Genomic DNA, 21,375 nt, shown 5'->3' with positions numbered 1-21,375 from the left:
GTCATAGTAGTGAACTATCTCAATTGAAAGGATAAATTATGATTCCGCAGATCCCACTTAAATACAGGGATGCAGAGCGCTGGTCGTTTGGTGATACCGAGTCGTCAGCAGACGAACTGGCTAAACGTGTTATTGCAGGCACAAAAACCGCCACCTGTTCAAACCTGGATGATGACCCGGAACCAGAACCTGGCGAAATCTTTGTGGTGGTCGATGGTCGCAATAATCCGGTGTGTGCCGTACAACTGACCGAAGTGAAACAAGTTCCTTTTGATCAGGTGACAGAGCAACATGCCTGGGAAGAAGGTGAAGGTGACCGCACGCTGGCTTACTGGCGCGCTGAGCATCAGCGTTTCTTCGAAGAGTACGAGATGTTTGAACCCACTATGCCATTGTTACTGATGAAGTTCCGGATGATAGAAAAGTTCTAAATATCTGAGGGGCCTGATAAGGAAAATCAGGCCTTAAATCTCGCCAGCCAGCGATATGATCAACCTGATGTTGTCGATCTGCCGTTCAGGAATATGTCATGTCAGTGAATTCAGTAAATCAACGCGCTTTTGCAACCCTTTCAGGAATACCTTATTTCAGCCAGTGGGAAGACCCTGACTGTGCTGCCGGAATTATTGCCGGTGAACTCGAACTGAGTGATATCAAACTATGGGCCCAGTCTGGCGCATCAACCCAGCAGGAATTTATTGAGTGGGCAAACCATGTTTGTGGGATGTGTTGCCTGAAAATGGTGCTGGCGGCGGTTTCCGGAAAAGTGGTGCCTGTTCTTAATCTGACTCAGCGCAGTCTGCCATATGGCGCGTATGTTCGTGATGGCGACAACATTAAGGGGTTGATTTATGCACCTTTTGTTGAGTATGTTCGCCAGGAGTTGGGGATGACCGCAGTAGTTAAAGTGGGAATTGCTGCAGAGGATATTGCTGCACAAATGGTAGATCACCGGTTCTTCATTGCCTCGGTGCATCCGTCGGTTCGTATTCCGGAGACTGTTCCGCCGCGTAAAGGCGGGCATCTGGTGCTGGTGACGCGTGCCGACAGGGAGTTTGTGACCTTTCATAATCCTTCCGGTCATGATATTTCCACACAACAGGATGTCACGTTACCGGTGAAAGTCTTCGCCCGCTTTTTTGCCGGACGGGGTATTTCGTTGGTTGAAAACGCTGAGTGAACGCAAGCGGCATGGCGAACATCATCCCGTTCGCCATGCTGTATCACTCCAGTCGCATTATCCACTCATCTTTCTGTTCGTCATACTTCTCCTTGTACAACACAGAGTGACGACCATCGACCACTGCCGGGACACTGGTGTGATCATCCCAGGCATCAAGTTGCATACACAAATCAGGATCTGATTTGCACGGGATGTGCACTTTATCGCCGCCTTTTGCTTCAGGCGTTGAGAGATGCGCATCGTCAATTTCGTAGCTACCAATTCTTATGCTCGATTTTCCCATCAGGTACCCCTTGCCAGAGTGACGCGAGTAATTTCAACAACATCAGGTATGACCAGTTGGTCGCCCTTATATGAGGATAGACGACAGCACAAAAAGTGCCACCTGAATTTTACTGCTGCATAAAACAGGCAAAAAAAAGAGGAGGGGAAGGTGAACCAGCCGCGCGGCAGATAGCGCACGACTGACTGTACAGAGGATTAAAGTTTATTGAATCTTACCGAGACGGGCATGGCATTAATCTGATTGCGACCGTTGTTTTTTGAGAGGTACAGCGCTTCATCAGCGGCACTCACAATATCCGACTGATCCTCAATGTCCGGATCCTGATCTGGCATATAGGTCGCAATCCCCTGGCTGATGGTGACGCGATTAAATTCACTGAAGCTGTGTTTGATGCCCAGCACTTCAATGGATTCCATAATATGCTGCGCCACAATCCACGCCCCTTTCAAATCCGTATCCGGCAGAATCGCGGCAAATTCTTCGCCGCCAAAACGTGTCACGACATCGGTGCTGCGTTTGAGTGATTTTCGTAATGTACGGGCGACCAGACGCAGACAGGCGTCACCGGAAAGATGGCCGTAGTGATCGTTAAAATGTTTGAAGTAATCGATGTCGATCATCACCACGGTCAGCGGCGTGCGGTTACGCTTGGCACGCATGTATTCATGGCTGAGCACTTTTTTAAATTCACGGCGGTTCGGCAATTTGGTCAGCGAGTCCGTGCGCGCCTGAATTTCCAGACGGCGGTTAGCTTTGACCAGTTTCAGTTCCAGCAACTTACGTTCATGCACATCTTCGGCGGTGCCATACCAGCGCTGAATGGAGCCGTCAGCGGCATAGCTCGCTGCGGCACGAATGCGCATCCAGTTCCAGCCGCGGTCTACGTGGCAGAAACGAACTTCAATATCCAGGGGGGCGCCGGTCTTCAGGCAATGTTCCCAGGTTTGTACGGCAGCACGGCGGTCTTCCACATGCATACTCTGGATCCACTTATCTGCCAGAATATCCTGTCGCGTCATGCCGGTAATCCGCTGGAAGCGCGAGCTGACGTCGTTGAGCAGACCGCGCGGATCGGCTGTCCACGGGATTTGCGGGTTCAGCTCAACCATATTGCGGTAATGCTCCTGGCTTTCACGCAGTGCTCTTTCCATACGTTTGAGGCTGGTAATGTCGGTCATCGCGACGGAAAGGCCATTAAGCTGATTCTGCGTATCACAGGCGGCTTTGATACGTACAAAGAAAACCTGATTCTTACCGGGAACGGAAAATTCGCGGTCCGGCGTGGTTTCATTCCGCTTCGCAAGTTCAAGTGCATTATTGAGCAACGGAGAAAGACCGGGCAGAAACACGCCGACTTTACGACCAATCGCTTCGTAAGGTTGTAAACCGATAATATTCGCCATGGCATCGTTTACGGTGACGTAGCGCATTTGCAGGTCGATAAAACACAGGCCGACCGGCGCATTGGAATAAATGGTTTCAAGCTGGAAGAGGCGCTGACCCGGAGCCTGATCAAGGCTGGTCAGGTTACGATCGATCCCCCGATAACCCCGGAAATTACCTTCGTTGTCAAACAGCGGAACACCGCTGGTTTCAAGAATGACTTCCGTCCCGTCAGGGCGAATATTACGGTTCAGCAAACCGCCGAATGGCGCGCGTCGTTCGACGATAGCAGCAAACTGCTCGCCAACCCGTTTGGCTTCATCAGGTGGCATGAAGTCAAAAGGCGTTTTGCCTAATACTTTTTCAGGTGGAACACCGAGAAACTCGATGCATTTATTGGAAGAGAAAACATAACGCCCCTGCGTATCGACTTCCCAGATCCAGTCAGAATTGTTATCGATGATATCCCGCAGGCTGGCCATTTGCTGTAATAGCAGCCCATCTGCTGATTCGAGTTTCATTTCATCCGACATGACACTTCTCCGACTGGCAGGTCTTTACTCAACATCAGGCATTAAGATTTATATCTGAAAATGATATATCACTAGCAATGTTATCTTGATGGCAATAATACATGTCACGGTAGGATTATTCCTACTTATAATTCAATAAATCTTTCTTGATAATATAAATAATTATCTACTATATTCGGCATAAAATGTTGCCTAAGTAAGGGTTCCATACACTTTGTCACCCCTATTTCACCTAAACACGACGTTGTACAGAATTCGCCAAAATGCTTGTCAGGATGAGTTTTTAATCGTTAAAGATAATGATTAGGTAGAATATTCTGCGCCATCACGATGATCTTATGGCACAGAAGTTTGCAAAAAGTTTAAATTAATTAATCGTTCGATAAGGTCTGCGGACGAACCGCGCCATCCCTGACCAGCTCACGCGGCAAACTATTTTTAATCCGGCTTCCGATTCGTTTCGCTAATCCCAACGGCTGGCCGAGCCATGTCACCAGACATTCATCTGCCGGTGGGGCAGTTTGCGGATAAATATCGACGCCCCGGAACCAGCTTTGCGCCAGTTCGTCGTCAATTTCAAAACGGTTTTTAGTTTCAGTATCGCTGAATGCCACCACGGCTTCGTGTTGCCAGCGGAAGCCTTTCGGAAAGCGTTCAGCCAGCCTGATACCAATACGCGAAAAGCGTACTTTCCCAAACAGCGGTTCCAGAACTGCCGGGAATATCCAGATCTCTTTGTCGCGTTGCCACAACGTATATTGTTTTTCCTGCCATAACAGTCCGGACTGACCGGCAGCTTTGATAATTTCTGCGCTGTCCTGACGGGAAAGCGGAGAGAAAGGGAAACGACCGACTTTGTATCCCGGAACAGGCAAGCGCGGTACGGAGTCCGTTTTGCGAAAACGCGCGACGAAGAAACCTTCACTGTCATAAACCTGAGGGAATACGTGCAGATAGCCTTCCTGCGTCACCGCTTTCCTCGCACCCGGGAATAAGTCTGCCAGCGATTCACTTTCCACCGCATCAGCATAAGTCTCGAGCAGCCACTGGCAGACCTGCTGGTTTTCCTGCGCATTAAGGGTACAGGTTGAATAAACCAGTACACCGCCCGGTTTCAGCGCATGAAAAGCGCTGTCGATCAGTTCACGCTGCGTGGCAGCAATTTCCGACACGCTGTTTTCAGACCAGTTGCTCATGGCATCAGGATCTTTACGGATAACGCCTTCGCCCGAGCAGGGGGCATCCAGCAGAATGGCATCGAAAGTTTCCGGTAATGCGGCACCAAATACGCGCCCGTCAAAGTGGGTGAGTGCTGTATTGCTGACACCGCAGCGGCTGATATTGGCGTGCAGAACTTTTACCCGGCTTGCGGAATATTCATTGGCAACGATGCCGCCCTGATTTTCCATCAGCGCCGCAATCTGCGTGGTTTTTGAACCCGGTGCGGCGGCGACATCCATCACCAGCGTCGGCTGAGTGCCATCAGCAAATAACGCAGTGACCGGCAGCATTGAGCTGGCTTCCTGAATATAAAACAACCCCGCAAGATGAGACAACGCATTGCCTAAACGCGATTCATCCAGTGCATGGCGGTTGATCCAGAAACCTTCGGTGCACCACGGCACAGGCTCTAAATCCCACTGATAACTGCCGGCCAGTGTAAGGAAATCTTCCACGCTGATTTTGAGGGTGTTGACCCGCAGGCTGGGGCGAAGAGGGCGCTGACAGGCAGCGATAAAATCTTCCATGCTCAGGCTGGCAGGCATGATTGCACGAGTGGCTTCCAGAAAAGCGGCGGGTAATTTATCAGCAAAACTGCTGGCAGTGGTGAGCTTTGACAAGAGTGCGGTTCCAGAACTGAATAAGTTTTCAGCCGCGGAGTTTAGCATATTTACCTGCGCAGGGAGGGGCTTCAGTCGTAACCAGGAAACGAAAAGGCCACCCGAAGGTGGCCTTGATGAAAATCATATTGGTTAATTTTTGGGGATTGCCGTTCCCCATTTCTGCCAGTCTTTTGGCGCTTCCGGATTGAGCAGGAAATGGTTGCCATTGCTGGCTTTCGGCGCCAGCGGCGTTGTCGGTGGGGTCGCAAAAGCGATACCGCCACGGATAAACTGCTGGAATGTGCCGCTTTTGAACACGCCGCCGGTCAGACCGAATTGAAGGTCATAACCGGATGCCAGCCAGAACACCGAGTTTTCGCGCACCAGATACTGGTATTTCTTACTGATCCTCAACGTCACGTTTACCCGGTCGGCCATCGCACCAAGGTAGAAGCCCGAGACCGTACCTACTTCAATGCCACGGAACAACACTGGCGTGCCGATTTGCAATGAACCGACTTCTGCTGCGTCAACAACAATGCCAAGACCGTCGGTGTAGCGGGAATCGGTAATGGTAGATTCCTGCAGGTCGAAATTACGCGCCGGAACGCCTTTGCCTGCTTCAACGTTGATATAAGGCTGGAGCAGGGTTTCCAGATTACTGACACCACCGGCTGAAATTTCCGGAGAAACAATCGAGAAGCGCGAACCGCGACGGGCGAAGTCGTTCACAAATTCCGGATATAACACGGCTTTGGCCGAAACCTGATTGAGCTGCGGATCGAGCTTCAGTGATTCGACCTGACCAATTGTGATGCCCAGATAGCGTATTGGCATGCCAGCAGAAAGCTTACTGGCATCATAAGTGTTCAGCGTTATCTGGCTGCCGACAGCGCGGGCCGCGGTTTCTGAATCATACAGAACCCGTTTCACGCCTTTACTGGTGGAGACACCTTCAAGATTATCAAAGCTGATGGCGCCTTTCAGCGCACGATCCAGCGGCGAGGCCTGAACGGTCAGACCGCTGCCATTGAGCTGCACTTTGGCACCACCTTCAGCCCAGAAAATGCTTTTCTCAGACAGAAGATTGCGGTATTGCGGCTGAATATACACATCCACTTCAAACTCGTTCGCTTTCGGGCGAACATTCACAATCTGCCCGACCTGGAATTTACGGTAAAGCACCACTGATCCTGCCTGAATATCTGGCAGGGTTTTCGCCGTCAATGTCAGTGTGGCACCTGGCTGATCTCCCTGAATACCTTCAGCGGCTTTTTCCGCGTTGCTGTAAAGCGGGTATTTCTGAACGGGTTCACCTTTACTGCCAGGAATGAGGCGGATACCCCCATCGACCCATTCCTGTGCGCTGGCACCCAACACTTCCATGCCATCAATACCCAGCTTCACATCCACGCGGCTGTTGACCACAAACTTGCTGTCTTTGTGCAGCAGATTTTTATATTCCGGCTTGATCGCGGCATTAAACAGGATGCCTTCATCAGTCAGCGTGCGGTCAATCACCGAGCCGACGTTGATACCGTAAAGCTTGATCGGCTGCCCCGCATCAATTCCATAGCTTTGCGGCGCAATCAGCTGAATCTTGACGGTACCGGGGTTCTGAAGCAGGCGCTGGTTACTGTCAAGCACCACGAAATGCTTTTGCGCTTCCCCATCGCCCGGGATCAGTTCCAGCGTATTACCCGTCAGTAACTGACTGATGTTAGCGTTGTTCAAACTAATTTTCGGGCTGTTCATTTCGATACGCGTCCCGGTACGCATCATGTCGATTACCGAAGGGTCGACAGTGAGTTTACCCGTAACTTTATTGTCGGGTTGCAAAGTGACTTTGGTCAGGGTACCGACCTGCAACCCTTGATACATCAGCGGTGTCTGTCCTTCTGACAAGCCGTTGCCGTTCGGCAAATCGAGATTGATTTCAACCCCACGCTGGCTCTGCGCCAGATCCGGATACAGCACGTAAGACTGGTCTGCTTTGGCCGGATTACCATCATTTGGCGAATCCATTGAAATGGCTCCGTTAACCAGCGCGGCCAGACTTTCCATTTGCACTTTCGCGCCACTCAGGCTGAAGTCGCCTTTAAAACCGGATACGTTCCAGAAGCGCGTGTTGTCTTTCACCAGACCGGCAAAACGCTTGTCGATCAGCAAATCAATCGTGACGCCGTCATTACCACTTTCAATGTCGTAATCGTAAACTTTCCCGATAGGGATTTTGCGGTAATACACCAGGGAGCCGGTGCTCAGTGAGCCCAGATCTTTTGAATGCAGGTGAATCATCAGCTCACCGGTATTCAGGCGGAATTTAGGCTGGGTATCGAGCGCGACGAAATGATCTTTCTCTTTGCCGGGTCCGGGCATCATACCGATATAGTTACCGCCCACCAGCGCATCAAGGCCGGAAACCCCGGCCAGTGAGGCTTTTGGCGTCACCAGCCAGAACTGTGTGCCTTCGCGCAGGGCGTCAGACAAATCGCTTTTGATACTGACTTTTACCTGAATGGTACGCAGATCTTTGGTCAGACTGATGGACTCTACTGTCCCAACCTCAACCCCCTGATAACGCACAGGAGTACGGCCCGCAACGATACCCGCTGCTGACTGGAAATCGATCGTGACAGTATTTCCACGCTCCTGATAGTTGCTGTAAATCAGCCATCCGGCGATCAGTAAAGCAATAAACGGCAGAAGCCAGAAAGGCGAAATCCGGCGCCTGTGTTTTATCCGTGCTTCAGTCGGTGTATTCGGCGTTTCCTGTTGCATGTGCATCCCAAATCAAGCGGCTATCAAGCCATTCAACGGCAAGAATGGTCAGAATTACGGCAGAGCCAAAGTAAAAGGCGGCCGGACCCATAGTAAAAGACAAAAGCTGGTCACGGTTTACCAGCGACATCATTAATGAAATAACAAACAAATCCAGCATCGACCAGCGTCCTATCCAGGTGACCAGTCGCAGTAAACGGATGCGCGTTTTCAGTCCCTGAATCGCTTTAAAATGGATGCTGAGTAACAGTGTCAGCATCACAATCACTTTAGTAAAAGGCACCAGTACGCTGGCAATAAACACAATTGCGGCAATCGGGATATTCCCTGAAGTGGCAAGCGAAACGACACCGGAGAAAATAGTGTCCTTCAGTTGCTGCCCGTTGGCGTAAATGATGGAAATCGGCAGCAAATTGGCCGGGATTAAAAACATCATGGCCGCAATCAACGCCGCCCAGGTTTTTTGCAGACTGTGTTTGTAGCGTCGTTGCATGGGAACATGACAGCGTGGACAGCGCCCGTGTTCATCCGGTAATCCGGTAAATTTACAGGCAATGCACAAACGCAGTGAAGACGGTACGCCCTTTGGCCTGCGCTGCGGATAAAACTCCTCCCACAGCTGCTCAATATTAAGATTAATCATCGTCATTGTGACCATCACAGTCATCATCAGATACGCGGCCAGTGCAACTCCGGCATTGATATCCGCATATTCTTTGACCTTGATGCTGGCGACCGCCATGCCAATCAGATAAATATCCAACATCACCCAGTCTTTCAGGCGGTCAAGCATCAGCAATACAGGTTTGAGATTCATCCCCAGCTTGCTGCCAAAATGCAGATAAAGAATTGAAACAGCGAGTGTCAGCGGCGCACCGATGGTGCAAAACGCGACCATACTTGCCGTGACCGGATCGCCCTGACGCGACATCTGCCAGATGCCTTCAAGCAGGCTGGCGTCAATACGCGTGCCAAGCAGACGGATGCTGATCAGTGGTTCGGTATAAGCGAAAGGCATCAGCAGCAAAATGCTGATGGCCATAGTGATCAGCCGGGGAAGGGAGCAAACTTTGCCTTTTTCCACTTTGGCATTACAGCGCGGGCAATGTGCAGTTTGCGTCCGTTTCAGCGCCGGAAGCGAGAAAAGGTAATCGCATTCATGGCACCGCTGGTAGCGAACATGCGGTAACTGGACTGATATTGTGTTTATTTTCATAGTACCTGGAATAGTAAAGAATACCTGTTGTTACAATTACGCATCCCCGTTGGGGGGCAGACGAGGCCATCAGGCCAAGATCAGCCAGGTTTTTTTGACAAAATAACGTATTATGCGGTCGGCAAACAGTTATTGTAGGCGAGTCTTTTTGATGTCACACAGGATTAACCTTGTTCACATGGGCATTTAATGCTTATTTTATAGGGGTTAAGCACAACAGAACGGCTCAGTGCCCTTAGGTCATTATTGGTTACTACATGAATAAAGAAGCATTCTACACGGAATTAAAACGTGATTTGAACGCGTTGATCGCCGGAGAAAACAATTTTATTGCTACTCTGTCGAACGCAAGTGCCTTACTTTTTGAACGTCTTGATGGCGTCAACTGGGTAGGTTTTTATCTGCTGGACGGCACAACACTCGTGCTGGGGCCATTCCAGGGTAAAATTGCCTGCGTGCGTATTCCGGTAGGAAAAGGCGTCTGCGGTACCGCAGTAGCGGAAAATGCTGTACAGCGTGTGGGCGATGTTCATGCCTTCCCCGGGCATATCGCCTGTGATGCAGCAAGTAATGCCGAAATTGTTCTGCCAGTGGCCGTTAATGGCACAGTGATCGGCGTATTAGACATTGATAGCACCGTTTATCAACGCTTCGATGAAGCGGATGAACTGGGGCTGACAGAGTTAGTCAGCGGGCTTTGCCAGCATCTCGAAAGCTGCGATGCTGAAAAATATGTCAATCTGATCGTAAGTTGATCGTCGGATAACGTGGCATTTAATAATGGCGTCATTATAATGACGCCTGTTCATGCCTGCGCCGGTTGGCAAACCCGTTGTAATCAGGAAATTTCATGGAAAATCAACCTAAGTTGAACAGTAGTAAAGAAGTCATCGCCTTTTTGGCTGAGCGGTTCCCGCTCTGTTTTACCGCCGAAGGCGAAGCACGCCCATTAAAGATCGGTATCTTTGCGGATTTGGTCGCGCGCGTGCAAGGTGAAGAGAATCTGAGCAAAACTCAGTTACGCTCTGCTCTGCGCCTGTATACCTCAAGCTGGCGTTATCTGTACGGCGTTAAAGTCGGTGCAGAACGTGTTGATCTTGATGGTAATTCATGTGGCGTTCTTGAAGAACAGCACGTAGAACATGCCCGTAAACAGTTGGAAGAAGCGAAAGCCCGTGTTCAGGCACAACGTGCGGAACAACAGGCTAAACGTCGTGAAGCCGGTGAAACCGCTGAGCCACGTCGTCCACGTCCGGCCGCTAAAAAACCTGCGCCGCGTCGTGAAAATGCGCCCGCAGCTGTGGCTGGCCAGGAAAATCGCAAACCACGTACACCTCGCCCACCGCGTGAGGAAAAACGTGAACCGCGTCATGTGCCAGTAACAGACATTTCAAAACTGCAAATTGGCCAGGAAATCAAAGTCAGAGCAGGTCAGAGTGCGATGGATGCAACCGTATTGGAAATTGCCAAAGACGGTGTTCGCGTTCAACTCTCTTCGGGTCTGGCGATGATTGTACGCGCAGAACATTTGCAGTTCTGATACGGAGGCCAACTCAGGCATGAACAAATTTGTCAGATTAAGCGTTATTGCGGGTCTGTTAATGGCAGGAGCCGGGCTGGTGAACACCAGCTTTGCTGCGAACGAGAGTACACCGGTGACTCTCGCTCAACTTCCTAATTTAACGCAGGATCCGCAGGATGCAACGGTGAGCGAGCGTGTGACTGCTCGTTTTACCCGTTCACATTATCGTCAGTTCGACCTTAATGCAGATTTCTCAGCGAAAATCTTCGACCGTTACCTCAACATGCTCGATTATGGCCATAACGTATTAATGGCTTCCGATGTCGCACAATTTACTGATAAACGTGCCACCTTGGGTGAGGAACTGAAATCCGGTCAGTTAACTACCCCCTATGCCTTATTCAATCTGGCTCAGAAACGCCGCTTTGAACGTTATGACTATGCGTTAAAAGTGCTTGAGCGCCCGATGGATTTTACGGGCAACGACACCATTGAACTTGATCGCAGTAAATCACCGTGGCCGAAAGACCGCGCTGAGCTGGACAAATTGTGGGATGCGAAAGTCAAATATGACGAGCTGAACCTCAAACTGACCGGCAAGAACGATCAGGAAATTCGCGATGTATTGTCTAAGCGTTATCATTTTGCGATGAAGCGTCTGACGCAAAGCAACAGCGAAGATGTCTTCCAACTGGTCATGAATGCCTTCGCGCACGAAATTGATCCGCACACCAACTATTTATCGCCTCGCAGCACTGAACAATTTAATACTGAAATGAGCCTGTCTCTGGAAGGTATTGGTGCGGTCTTGCAAGGTGACGACGATTATACAGTCATCAATTCGATGGTTGCTGGCGGCCCGGCGGCCAAAAGTAAAGCCATTGCAGTGGGTGACCGTATTGTGGGTGTCGGTCAGGTTCAGGCAGGAAAACAGACTCCGATTGTTGATGTGATCGGATGGCGTCTCGACGATGTGGTTGCGTTAATCAAAGGGCCAAAAGGCAGCAAAGTCCGTTTGCAGATCTTGCCAGCGGGTAAAAATGCCAAGAACCATGTGATTACGCTGACCCGCGAGAAGATTCGTCTCGAAGATCGCGCCGTCAAAATGACCATCAAAAATGTTGGCGCTCAAAAAGTCGCTGTGATGGACATTCCTGGCTTCTATGTTGGCCTGACAGATGACGTCAAAGTGCAGTTGCAGAAAATGGCTAAGCAGAACGTTAACAGCCTGGTTATCGATCTGCGCACCAACGGAGGGGGGGCGCTGACGGAAGCTGTTTCGCTGTCCGGTCTGTTTATCCCAAGTGGTCCGGTGGTTCAGGTACGCGATAATAATGGTCGCATCCGTCAGGACAGTGATACTGATGGCGTCGTTTACTACAAAGGCCCGCTGGTGGTTCTGGTTGACCGCTTCAGTGCTTCGGCATCAGAAATCTTCGCCGCCGCTATGCAGGATTATGGCCGTGCGCTGATTGTCGGTGAGCCGACCTTCGGTAAAGGTACGGTTCAGCAGTATCGTTCACTGAACCGCATTTACGACCAGATGCTGCGCCCTGAATGGCCTGCGCTCGGTTCTGTGCAATACACTATCCAGAAGTTCTATCGCATCAATGGCGGCAGTACTCAGCGTAAAGGGGTTACCCCGGATATCCTGATGCCAACCGGTATTGAATCGATTGAAACCGGCGAGAAGTTCGAAGATAACGCACTTCCGTGGGATAGTATTAATGCGGCAACCTACACCAAATTAGGCGACATGAAACCGTTCCTGCCTGAATTGCTGAAAATGCATGAAGCCCGTATTGCGCAAAATCCTGAGTTCCAGTACATCCAGCAAGATATCGCGCGTTACAAGGCGCTGAAAGACAAACGTAACATTGCCTCTCTGAATTACGCCCAGCGTGATAAAGAAGATAAAGAGGATGATGCACTGCGTCTTAATCGCCTGAATGAACGCTTCAAGCGTGAAGGCAAGAAGCCGCTGAAATCTCTCGACGATCTGCCGAAAGATTATGTTGCTCCGGATCCTTACCTTGATGAAGCCGACCATATTGCTGTCGATCTCGGCAAGCTGGAAAAGTCTCAGGTTGATCAGGCCCCGGCAAAATAATTCTTGTGACAGACTGACTAAAAGCGCACTCCGGTGCGCTTTTTTTATGTCGTGTATTTCTCAATAACATCGGTATTTCAGCCCTGTCTGTAAAAGCAAACGCTTCAAAATGTAAAGTATTGTGAATTCAGGCCTTCAGAACGCATGGAGTCTTGAATCCTGATAAGAAGCCCATAGGATCAGTACAGCCCGGCATGCTATGTGCCGGTGGTATGACTCGCTAATAACAATGAAGTAACAATGAGGAAGTGAAATTTTATGATGCGTATAGCGTTGTTCCTGCTGACTAACCTGGCCGTTATGCTGGTATTCGGGCTGGTACTTAGCCTGACCGGCATTCAGCACAGCAGCGTGCCGGGGCTGATGATCATGGCCGGGCTGTTTGGCTTCGGTGGCGCAATTGTCTCATTACTGATGTCGAAATGGATGGCGTTACGCTCAGTGGGGGGGGAAGTCATTGAGCAGCCGCGTAACGAAACTGAGCGCTGGTTGATGGACACCGTGCGTCGCCAGTCTCAGCAGGCGGGCATTGCGATGCCACAGGTCGCGATTTATCACGCACCCGATATTAACGCCTTCGCCACGGGTGCACGTCGCGATGCCTCTCTGGTGGCGGTGAGCACCGGATTGCTGCAAAGCATGAGTCAGGACGAAGCCGAGGCGGTTATCGCCCATGAAATCAGCCACATTGCGAACGGCGATATGGTAACCATGACGCTGATTCAGGGGATCGTGAATACCTTCGTGATCTTCATTTCACGTATTATTGCGCAGGTGGCCTCGGGCTTCCTTTCCGGCAACCGTGATGGCGAAGAGAGCAGTAACGGCAATCCGCTGATTTATTTTGCCGTGGCGACCGTGCTTGAACTGGTCTTCGGTATTCTGGCCAGCATCATCACGATGTGGTTCTCGCGTCACCGTGAATTCCATGCGGATGCGGGTTCTGCAAAACTGGTGGGCCGTGAAAAAATGATTGCTGCGTTGCAGCGCCTTAAAACCAGTCACGAACCGCAGGAAGCGGGGAGCATGATGGCGTTTTGCATCAACGGTAAATCGAAGTCATTCAGCGAGCTGTTTATGTCCCACCCGCCACTCGACAAGCGTATCGAAGCGCTGCGCAGTGGTGCATACATCAAGTAGTTTGTTTCCAGCAATGCTGAACAAAAAGCCCGGCTACTCTGCCGGGCTTTTTCATATCAGGATTTCAGGTTTTCCGATTCCTTCTGGCTGCTGGTTTTCTGCGTCATCCTCAGTAAACTGACCAGCGCGCCGGTTCCGGCCAGCATTCCTGCAAGGATCAGTGATGCGTGAGTGCCATGCTGCGGGAACAGGTTAAACATCAGGGCAACCATCGCCGCGCCGGTTGTCTGACCCAAAAGACGCGCAGTGCCCAGCAGTCCGCTCGCACCGCCACTACGGTTTCGCGGGGCTGAACTGATGATTGTGTGATTATTCGGCGACTGGAATAACCCAAAGCCGGCACCACACAGCAACATGCGCCAGATAATGTTCAGATGCGAAGGCTCTGATGGCAGTAATGACAGGGAAAAGAGCCCGAATGAGAACACGATCAGACCAATCCCGCCCAGCATTCCCGGATGGAAGCGCTCAACCAGACGGCCGGCGATCGGCGCCATCACCATCGTCGCCAGCGGCCACGGCGTGAGCAGAAGGCCTGTTTCCACGGAATTCAGACCGAGAGTGTTTTGCAGGAAGAAGGGCAGTGAAACAAAAGCCAGCATCTGGGCGCTGAAAGAACACAGCGAAGTGCCCAGAGACATACTGAAAATAGGAATGCGCAATAAATCGATCGGCAGCAGCGGGAAAGGCTGGGAAAGCTGACGGCGTACGAAGAACCAGCCGATGATCAGGAGGGCAATGACTTCGCTCAGGATCAACATAGGGTTCTGACCTTGCGCAAATCCACTGATGGCGCTGATCAGCAGGCCAAAGGTCAGGGCATTCATCACGCTGCTGATGATATCAAAACGCTGACCCTGACTTCGCGTCGAGTTCGCCGGTAAAAACTTCAGACCGAGTATCAGAGCCACAATACCAATCGGAACGTTGATGGCAAACAGCCATTGCCAGGAGGCTACCGACAGAATACCAGCGGCAATGGTGGGTCCGGCCGCTGCCGAGACGGCAACGATAAGTGCATTAATACCGACGCCACGTCCTAAGAAACGCTGCGGATAAATAATACGTATCAGCGCGGTATTTACACTCATGATCGCTGCCGCACCAAAACCTTGTAACACACGGGCGACAGTCAGTGTCATCAGTGAATCCGACAAGGCGCAAAAGAGCGAGGTGATACTAAATACCAGCAAACCCGTCTGGTAAATACGGCGGTAGCCAAATATGTCGCCCAGTGAAGCCAGAGAAAGCAGAGAAATCGTGATCGCCAGCTGATAGGCGTTAACCACCCAGATAGAGGTTGCCGGGCTGGCATGGAAATCATTAGCGATGGTGGGCAGTGCGACATTAGCGATAGCGCCATCCAGTACAGAAACGGTAATACCCAGCGCAATGGCCAGAATGGCACCATATCGTTGTGGAATGGGTAATCCGTCAGCAGGTGTAGAAGTCATGAGTTCTGTCAGTGCGTAGTCATCAGAGAGGGGAATATTACTACGCTAATTAACGTAAAGTGACAATTGTCACATGATGTAATGAATTTTTTATCTCTCTGTCGGGAATGAAACTGGCTTAACAGTTCTTACATTCTTGATCAATGGGTTGATTGCTTCTCAGCGATGCTTGACAGTATAATAAAAACCACGTTCTATTTTTTTTGAAACAAACTCAACGCGAGCAGGTAATACACCCTATGGCTATCGCAGATCTTGATAAGCAACCCGATTCCGTCTCCTCAGTCCTGAAAGTTTTTGGCATTTTACAGGCGTTGGGGGAAGAGCGTGAGATTGGCATTACTGAACTTTCTCAGCGCGTAATGATGTCTAAAAGTACGGTCTACCGTTTTCTTCAGACCATGAAATCCCTGGGTTATGTCGCACAGGAAGGAGAATCAGAGAAATATTCCCTGACGCTCAAGTTGTTTGAACTGGGTGCCAAAGCGTTGCAAAACGTCGATCTGATCCGCAGCGCTGATATTCAGATGCGCGAATTGTCCCGTCTGACCCGCGAAACGATCCACCTCGGTGCACTGGATGAAGACGGGATTGTCTACATCCATAAAATTGATTCGATGTACAACCTGCGCATGCATTCGCGTATTGGTCGCCGCAATCCGCTGCACACCACCGCAATCGGTAAAGTGCTGCTGGCATGGGGCGATAAAGCAGAAGTCAGCGCGCTGTTGCAGGAAATTGAATTTACCCGCAGCACTGAAAATACCATCATGAATGCTGCCGATTTGCAGACTGCGCTGGATCAGGTTCGCGCGCAGGGTTTCGGCGAAGACAATGAAGAGCAGGAACAAGGGCTTCGTTGTATCGCAGTTCCGGTATTCGACCGCTTTGGCGTGGTGATTGCTGGTTTGAGTATTTCTTTCCCGACGATTCGTTTCTCCGAAGAAAGCAAAAGTCATTACGTAGAAATGCTGCATACTGCCGCGCGGAATATTTCAGAGCAAATCGGTTTTCACGACTATCCGTTCTGAATAATCGCGTTCTGAGTGATTGCGGAATTTCAGACATAAAAATCTATGGTCACCCCCGTTTTTGCAACGTTGATTTTGATTTATGATGGACTTGCTTAAATCTATACGGCGTCTGATGGGCAACCTTACGTTGCCTGCGCCACGATGAAGTCCGCGCCTGCAGAACCTTAAAAAACGGACGGCTTCAAAGAGCCATTTTTTATGTCAGGTTCATCCGCAGGTCGCTGTGCCGTTCATGTCATCAATAATCGGTCGTCGCAAAACCAGAAAGTCACTGCGTAATGCCTAAGAGCTAACAGTTCGTCCCTGTTGGCTCTTTTTATTGGATAAAAGCTGTACGATGGGTTGTCACCGACCAGGCTATTCGGGCCAGTTTGTTGGCTAACCCGCAGGCCACTACGTTCGAGTGATGCCGCGAGAGCTGGGCCTTCACCCAGTCAGCCAGCCGCCCCTGATTGTGTTCAAGTCGTTGCATAAAAGCGCGAGCGCATTGCACCAGAAGACGTCGCAGATTTTTATCCCCGCGCTTACTGATGCCCATTAGCGTACTTTTACCGCCAGTGCTGTACTGACGTGGGACTAACCCCGTCGATGCAGCAAAGTCCCTGCTGCTGGCATAACTTTTTCCATCGCCAAGCTTCGTGGCTAAAAGGCTTGCCGTGATAAGTCCAACGCCGGGGATAGTCAGCAAGCGCTGCGCGGTATCGTCATCCGCCATGTGGGTTTTTAACTCTTGTTCGAGTTCTTCAATCTGTTCAGTGAGGTAGGCATAATGCTGATGGAGACGCATAAGTAATCGCGCTAAATAAGGCGGCAGTTCGTGCTCTTCAAGCACCGCGGCAAGACGCCTGATAACCGCGATGCCGCGCGGCATGCTAATGCCAAACTCCAGCAGGAAAGCGTGCATCTGGTTGGTGGTTTTAACGCGGTCTCTGACGATTGCGTCACGGACGCGATGAAGCGCCGACATAGCCTGCTGGTCTTCGGTTCGCGGAGTCACGAAGCGCATAGAAGGTCGTGATGCGGCTTCGCAGATAGCCCCGGCATCAATGAAATCGTTCTTATTGCTTTTAACGAAGGGTCGGACAAACTGAGGAGATATGAGCTTCACCTGATGCCCGAACTGGCTGATGTGCCGGGCCATAAAATGGGCGCCCGCACAGGACTCCATAACAACGGTAGAAGCGGCACAAGTAGAGAGAAAGGCGGTTAACGGGTTGCGGGAAAACTTCTTACGTAGCAATGCATTACCGTTTTTATCCTGAGCGTGGACATGGAACGAATGCTTGCCGAGATCAATACCGATGAGCGTAACGTTTTGCATGATGATCCCCTTCAGAAAGAAAAACACCCTGTCAGCGTACCGCTCACAGGGTGGGGGTGACCATCTTATTAAGCGCCTCCCGGAGGAGGCGTTCGTCAGCCCTCATCAGACGCTTGCGCGTTTACTGAGCAGAAGCCAGTTCAGGTTGTTTCTCATCAGTTTCACGATCCAGCGTCATGCGGTGCAGTTTAGATGCAGTGACCAGCATCAGCACAGCAATCACAGCGGTTGCAATACCAATCTGCAGGAACACGTGGCTATAAATTGCCAGTGAAGCATGCGCGTCATCAATGTCAGCAGGCACGGCAGTCAGATTGGCCACGTAACCCGCGATAATTGCAGCGGCTGCGGTGGTCAGGAACCAGGCACCCATGATGAAGCCCATCAGACGCTGCGGAACCAGTTGAGCAACCATCGCCAGACCCAGACCGGAAATCATCAGTTCGCCGATACTCTGCAGCGCGTAGCTCAGTACCAGCCAGTTTACTGACACAATGCCTTGCTCATTCGCCAGGCTCGCACCCCACGGCAGCACCAGGAACGCACCGGAACACAGCACCATACCCATCGCAAACTTGTGCGGCATTGGCATACGGTCACCGACCTTGGTGTAGACAGCTGCCAGAACCGGGCTGGCAACCATGATCCAGAATGGATTCAGCGCCTGGAACTGCTCAGGCTGGAAGCTGATACCCAGCAAATCGTGGCCTACGTTGTGGATAGCGAAGAAGTTCAGCGACGTTGGCATCTGGCTGTACAGCACGAAGAACACCACCGCTTCCATCATCAGCAGGAACGCCACAATCATCTTCCGGCGGGCGATGCCTTTCATTGAGAACGTTTCTTTCGCAAACACAATAATGATACCGACGGAAACCACACCCAGAACCATACGTGCGATGGTTTGGTTATGCAGTAACCAGCTTGACAGGAACACCAGCGCGACAACACCGACCAGCACCATCAGCAGTTTTTTGAACTGCAGCGGCGCGAAGTCTGGTTTTGACCCCTGACGTTTGACCCATTTGCGGCAGAACAGGAAGTTCACGATGGTGATCAGCATACCCACAACGCTCAGGGAGAACGCGACACTCCAGCCGTACTTCGCGGCCAGCCATGGTGTTGCCAGCATGGAGAAGAACGAACCGATGTTCACCGACATGTAATACATGGTGAATGCGCCATCGAGACGCGGGTCATCTTTTTCGTAGCAGGTAGAAAGCAGTGAGGATGGATTTGCTTTAAACAAGCCGCTACCGACGGCGATAGTCGCCATACCCAGATAAACCCAGAAAATTTCATGGCCGGAATAGGCAACGAATGAATAACCCAGCGCCAGCACAATCGCGCCAAGCACGATCACGCGTTTTGAACCCAGCACTTTATCGCCCAGCCAGCCGCCGATAGCGACGAAGCCATAGACCAGCGCACTGAATGATGAGAACAGGGTGATGGAGTCGGCTTCACTCAGGCCAAGCATTTTGACCAGGTAAACCGCCATGATCCCTTGCAGGCCGTAGTAACCGAAACGTTCCCACAATTCGATGGAGAAGATCAGGTAAAACGCTTTTGGCTGTTTGAAGGCGTTAAGACTCACGCTTTCATTGTTTGGTGTTTTGTTTGCAGTTGACACTCGTACCTCTGTTTATTCCTTCCGGCCGTATGTGGCGGAAACGCATAAGTGGCGCGAAATAAGCACCCTTTGCATTGTTATAAGATGGGATGACGGCAAGTAATGTTCACTATCTTCGTAAATGTGGCAAGGAGTTTGACATATGCTGTTACATTTAACTTATCCGACGTGATTAAACTATGTTCGAAATGTTATGCAGAATTAATGTTTATGTTTTCTAAATAGACAATATGAATATGTTGCACGAATTGTAATCACTACTCTTATAGTGCCATTGTTTTACAGGGAAATACTTAAGTGGTTTATTTGTCTGATTTGGCGTGAATATGTAGTGAATATCTCTGGGGTGTTGTGCTTTATATGGTGGTTTATGAATGGCTTGTTTGCTGCTGAAGACGCAACCAGAACGGCGCACAGTGTAATGTGATCAGTTTCTCGTTTTAACACTAAATTTTCGATTGAAAATAAGATTAATACGACTTATGCCGGTTAGGTGGCGCAGGTATTTACAATTGGCATCACCGGCAGGGGAATATCCTGCCGGAATGAGGGGAGAAAGAATGAAGGTAAACAGGTGAAGAACTACTGATTCAGGGTATCGCCCAGCGTCTGAATCAGACGGTTTGACCAGCTGAACAGCGCCGCAGTCAGCAGAATATCCAGAGATTGTGTTGCCGTATAACCTGCATCAGACAAACTATGCAGCTGGCGTGCATCAAAACGTTCCGGGGTACGGGTCAGGGCGACCACCGTTTCCAGCAAGGCAATCTCTTTTTTGTCTTGCAGATTTTTCGACAGCGTATCAACGGCATCATCGCGATGATTTTCTGCGAATAATTCGTTAATCAGCATCTCATTCCCACCCGCTTCAAGATACAAACGTCCGTGGATCCCGGCGCAATACAGACAACCGTTTAGCTGCGACGTGGCTACGGCAGCCAGTTCACGCCACGCGGCCACCGGCTGCGCACCTGCCTGCATAATATTATTAAATACCGCAGAAAACTCGCTCAGCGCGTCGGCGTCATGCACCAGCAATGTATAGAAAGAGGAAGAACGCGCATCTGGCGCGATTAAATCCAGTACATCCTGCTGATGCTGGCTGGCATTTTCCGGTACCACTTCAGGTAAACGCGACGTCCATTGCAACATCGCCAGTGAAAACCCTTTCTGCCCGCAACCTTCCGGCGAAGGAAATCCTGGCAATACGGCGGCGGCGCGACCACGTAAACCATTCAGAACCGCCAGTACGCGTGCCTGATAGCTGACAAAGCCAATCACTTGCGTAAAGGTCACGATATCGCGTGTGCTGAAACCCACGTCATAAAGCTGATGCAGCATCGGCGCAGTAATCAGTGTTGGCTGGGTTGCGAGTAATCGTGCGAACTGGGTAATGTGGGTCTGGCGGATGTTACTTTCGCGGGAGGCGTCAGGGCTGGGAAGCGGGGCGAGACGGGCAGCGTAATGGCTACAAAGTGTCTGTACGCCGCTGACCTGTGCCACCGTCAGCGCACTACTGAGACGGTCATACAAGGATAATGTTTCGGTACGTGAAACCTGCAGATTGTCAGGAAACAGTACCTCATAACAGGCGCGGGAGGCCCTCAGTAGTCGCTGGCGGTCGTTAAGTAACTGGCGAAGTGTCGGGTCAAGTTGAGCATCAAGGCCCAGCAGAAAGCGATCCTGTACCAACGCAGCGTGCGGATCGAGCGGCAGATGACCATATTGGCTGGATTGTGTTTCATGATACCAGCCGCTGTGCGCGGCCTTGCGTTGTTGTTCCATGAACGGGTCCTTTCTTCAAGCCTGCTACTCAGGCAAATTATCAGACCCTATCGTTGCCGATACTGCTGCCGATATAAAATAATGTTAAGCGATAAATCATATCGAAAAGGAATAGAAGAGGGTGGATTTGCATAATAAAGAAAACGGCATCAGTTTCCTGACACCGTTCAG

Annotated in this window: 16 protein-coding genes; 7 read left to right on the top strand and 9 right to left on the bottom strand. The window is 50.7% G+C overall.

Annotated features, from left to right (window positions below; genetic code table 11):
• The first annotated feature begins 38 nt into the window (after positions 1 to 38).
• Positions 39 to 431, top strand: coding sequence for an ASCH domain-containing protein (locus GW591_RS09145; RefSeq protein ID WP_013576159.1), 393 nt, complete (start codon positions 39 to 41; stop codon positions 429 to 431).
• A gap of 98 nt (positions 432 to 529) precedes the next feature.
• Complete coding sequence (locus GW591_RS09140; RefSeq protein WP_112152166.1) at positions 530 to 1,180, top strand: hypothetical protein; 651 nt, start codon at positions 530 to 532, stop codon at positions 1,178 to 1,180.
• A gap of 43 nt (positions 1,181 to 1,223) precedes the next feature.
• Here GW591_RS09140 and GW591_RS09135 read toward each other — a convergent pair whose 3' ends face one another.
• The 5 genes from GW591_RS09135 to yebS form a co-directional block, all read right to left on the bottom strand.
• Complete coding sequence (locus tag GW591_RS09135) at positions 1,224 to 1,466, bottom strand: YebV family protein (protein WP_013576157.1); 243 nt, start codon at positions 1,464 to 1,466, stop codon at positions 1,224 to 1,226.
• Positions 1,467 to 1,663: 197 nt separating this feature from the next.
• Positions 1,664 to 3,385, bottom strand: a complete 1,722-nt coding sequence (locus GW591_RS09130) for a sensor domain-containing diguanylate cyclase (protein ID WP_013576156.1) — start codon at positions 3,383 to 3,385, stop codon at positions 1,664 to 1,666.
• Between the two features lie 371 nt (positions 3,386 to 3,756).
• Complete coding sequence (gene rsmF, locus GW591_RS09125) at positions 3,757 to 5,274, bottom strand: 16S rRNA (cytosine(1407)-C(5))-methyltransferase RsmF (RefSeq protein ID WP_037037450.1); 1,518 nt, start codon at positions 5,272 to 5,274, stop codon at positions 3,757 to 3,759.
• Between the two features lie 84 nt (positions 5,275 to 5,358).
• Positions 5,359 to 7,989 carry a PqiB family protein gene (locus tag GW591_RS09120; protein WP_013576154.1) on the bottom strand — a complete coding sequence of 877 codons (2,631 nt, stop codon included), beginning with the start codon at positions 7,987 to 7,989 and terminating at the stop codon, positions 5,359 to 5,361.
• Positions 7,958 to 9,205: a membrane integrity lipid transport subunit YebS gene (gene yebS, locus GW591_RS09115; RefSeq protein ID WP_112197718.1), complete on the bottom strand. Its 1,248-nt coding sequence runs from the start codon at positions 9,203 to 9,205 to the stop codon at positions 7,958 to 7,960. Before yebS ends, GW591_RS09120 begins: the two co-directional genes overlap by 32 nt.
• Positions 9,206 to 9,462: 257 nt before the next feature.
• On the opposite strand from yebS, the gene GW591_RS09110 reads away from it, so the two are divergent.
• From GW591_RS09110 to htpX, 4 genes are all read left to right on the top strand, one after another.
• Entirely contained in the window at positions 9,463 to 9,960 is a 498-nt protein-coding gene (locus GW591_RS09110) for a GAF domain-containing protein (protein ID WP_013576152.1), read from the top strand.
• Positions 9,961 to 10,055: 95 nt separating this feature from the next.
• Positions 10,056 to 10,745 (top strand): RNA chaperone ProQ, encoded by a 690-nt coding sequence (gene proQ / locus GW591_RS09105; protein WP_013576151.1) that lies wholly within the window; start codon positions 10,056 to 10,058, stop codon positions 10,743 to 10,745.
• A 19-nt stretch (positions 10,746 to 10,764) separates the two neighbouring features.
• Entirely contained in the window at positions 10,765 to 12,837 is a 2,073-nt protein-coding gene (gene prc, locus GW591_RS09100; RefSeq protein ID WP_013576150.1) for a carboxy terminal-processing peptidase, read from the top strand.
• 258 nt (positions 12,838 to 13,095) lie between these two features.
• Positions 13,096 to 13,977: a protease HtpX gene (gene htpX / locus GW591_RS09095; RefSeq protein WP_013576149.1), complete on the top strand. Its 882-nt coding sequence runs from the start codon at positions 13,096 to 13,098 to the stop codon at positions 13,975 to 13,977.
• Positions 13,978 to 14,033: 56 nt separating this feature from the next.
• On the opposite strand, the gene GW591_RS09090 is transcribed toward htpX, so the two are convergent.
• Entirely contained in the window at positions 14,034 to 15,431 is a 1,398-nt protein-coding gene (locus GW591_RS09090; RefSeq protein ID WP_037037455.1) for an MFS transporter, read from the bottom strand.
• A 239-nt stretch (positions 15,432 to 15,670) separates the two neighbouring features.
• Between GW591_RS09090 and kdgR the strand changes: the two genes are divergently transcribed.
• Positions 15,671 to 16,462, top strand: a complete 792-nt coding sequence (gene kdgR / locus GW591_RS09085; RefSeq protein ID WP_013576147.1) for a DNA-binding transcriptional regulator KdgR — start codon at positions 15,671 to 15,673, stop codon at positions 16,460 to 16,462.
• 319 nt (positions 16,463 to 16,781) lie between these two features.
• Here the strand turns inward: kdgR and GW591_RS09080 are convergent, their stop codons facing one another.
• The 3 genes from GW591_RS09080 to GW591_RS09070 all read right to left on the bottom strand — a co-directional run bounded on the left by GW591_RS09080 (position 16,782) and on the right by GW591_RS09070 (position 21,204).
• A complete protein-coding gene (locus GW591_RS09080) occupies positions 16,782 to 17,786 on the bottom strand; it encodes an IS110 family RNA-guided transposase (protein WP_119261795.1) in 1,005 nt (334 codons plus the stop codon).
• 121 nt (positions 17,787 to 17,907) lie between these two features.
• Positions 17,908 to 19,419 carry a dipeptide/tripeptide permease DtpA gene (dtpA, locus tag GW591_RS09075; RefSeq protein ID WP_013576060.1) on the bottom strand — a complete coding sequence of 504 codons (1,512 nt, stop codon included), beginning with the start codon at positions 19,417 to 19,419 and terminating at the stop codon, positions 17,908 to 17,910.
• Positions 19,420 to 20,001: 582 nt separating this feature from the next.
• Positions 20,002 to 21,204 (bottom strand): CMD domain-containing protein, encoded by a 1,203-nt coding sequence (locus GW591_RS09070; protein WP_013576059.1) that lies wholly within the window; start codon positions 21,202 to 21,204, stop codon positions 20,002 to 20,004.
• Between the last annotated feature and the right edge of the window lie 171 nt (positions 21,205 to 21,375).

Source organism: Rahnella aceris, from assembly GCF_011684115.1.
GTDB classification, from domain to species: Bacteria; Pseudomonadota; Gammaproteobacteria; order Enterobacterales; family Enterobacteriaceae; genus Rahnella; species Rahnella aceris.
The sequence above is the reverse complement of the archived record's forward strand: the minus strand, read 5'-3'. Positions and strand labels throughout refer to the sequence as shown.

Excerpts from the sequence above, each read along its gene's own strand:
- yebS (WP_112197718.1), bottom strand. The coding sequence starts at position 9,205 with ATGAAAATAAACACAATATCAGTCCAGTTACCGCATGTTCGCTACCAG.
- kdgR (WP_013576147.1), top strand. The coding sequence starts at position 15,671 with ATGGCTATCGCAGATCTTGATAAGCAACCCGATTCCGTCTCCTCAGTC.
- GW591_RS09110 (WP_013576152.1), top strand. The coding sequence starts at position 9,463 with ATGAATAAAGAAGCATTCTACACGGAATTAAAACGTGATTTGAACGCG.
- GW591_RS09130 (WP_013576156.1), bottom strand. The coding sequence starts at position 3,385 with ATGTCGGATGAAATGAAACTCGAATCAGCAGATGGGCTGCTATTACAG.
- GW591_RS09070 (WP_013576059.1), bottom strand. The coding sequence starts at position 21,204 with ATGGAACAACAACGCAAGGCCGCGCACAGCGGCTGGTATCATGAAACA.
- GW591_RS09145 (WP_013576159.1), top strand. The coding sequence starts at position 39 with ATGATTCCGCAGATCCCACTTAAATACAGGGATGCAGAGCGCTGGTCG.
- htpX (WP_013576149.1), top strand. The coding sequence starts at position 13,096 with ATGATGCGTATAGCGTTGTTCCTGCTGACTAACCTGGCCGTTATGCTG.
- GW591_RS09140 (WP_112152166.1), top strand. The coding sequence starts at position 530 with ATGTCAGTGAATTCAGTAAATCAACGCGCTTTTGCAACCCTTTCAGGA.
- prc (WP_013576150.1), top strand. The coding sequence starts at position 10,765 with ATGAACAAATTTGTCAGATTAAGCGTTATTGCGGGTCTGTTAATGGCA.
- GW591_RS09135 (WP_013576157.1), bottom strand. The coding sequence starts at position 1,466 with ATGGGAAAATCGAGCATAAGAATTGGTAGCTACGAAATTGACGATGCG.
- proQ (WP_013576151.1), top strand. The coding sequence starts at position 10,056 with ATGGAAAATCAACCTAAGTTGAACAGTAGTAAAGAAGTCATCGCCTTT.
- GW591_RS09120 (WP_013576154.1), bottom strand. The coding sequence starts at position 7,989 with ATGCAACAGGAAACGCCGAATACACCGACTGAAGCACGGATAAAACAC.
- rsmF (WP_037037450.1), bottom strand. The coding sequence starts at position 5,274 with ATGCTAAACTCCGCGGCTGAAAACTTATTCAGTTCTGGAACCGCACTC.
- GW591_RS09090 (WP_037037455.1), bottom strand. The coding sequence starts at position 15,431 with ATGACTTCTACACCTGCTGACGGATTACCCATTCCACAACGATATGGT.
- GW591_RS09080 (WP_119261795.1), bottom strand. The coding sequence starts at position 17,786 with ATGCAAAACGTTACGCTCATCGGTATTGATCTCGGCAAGCATTCGTTC.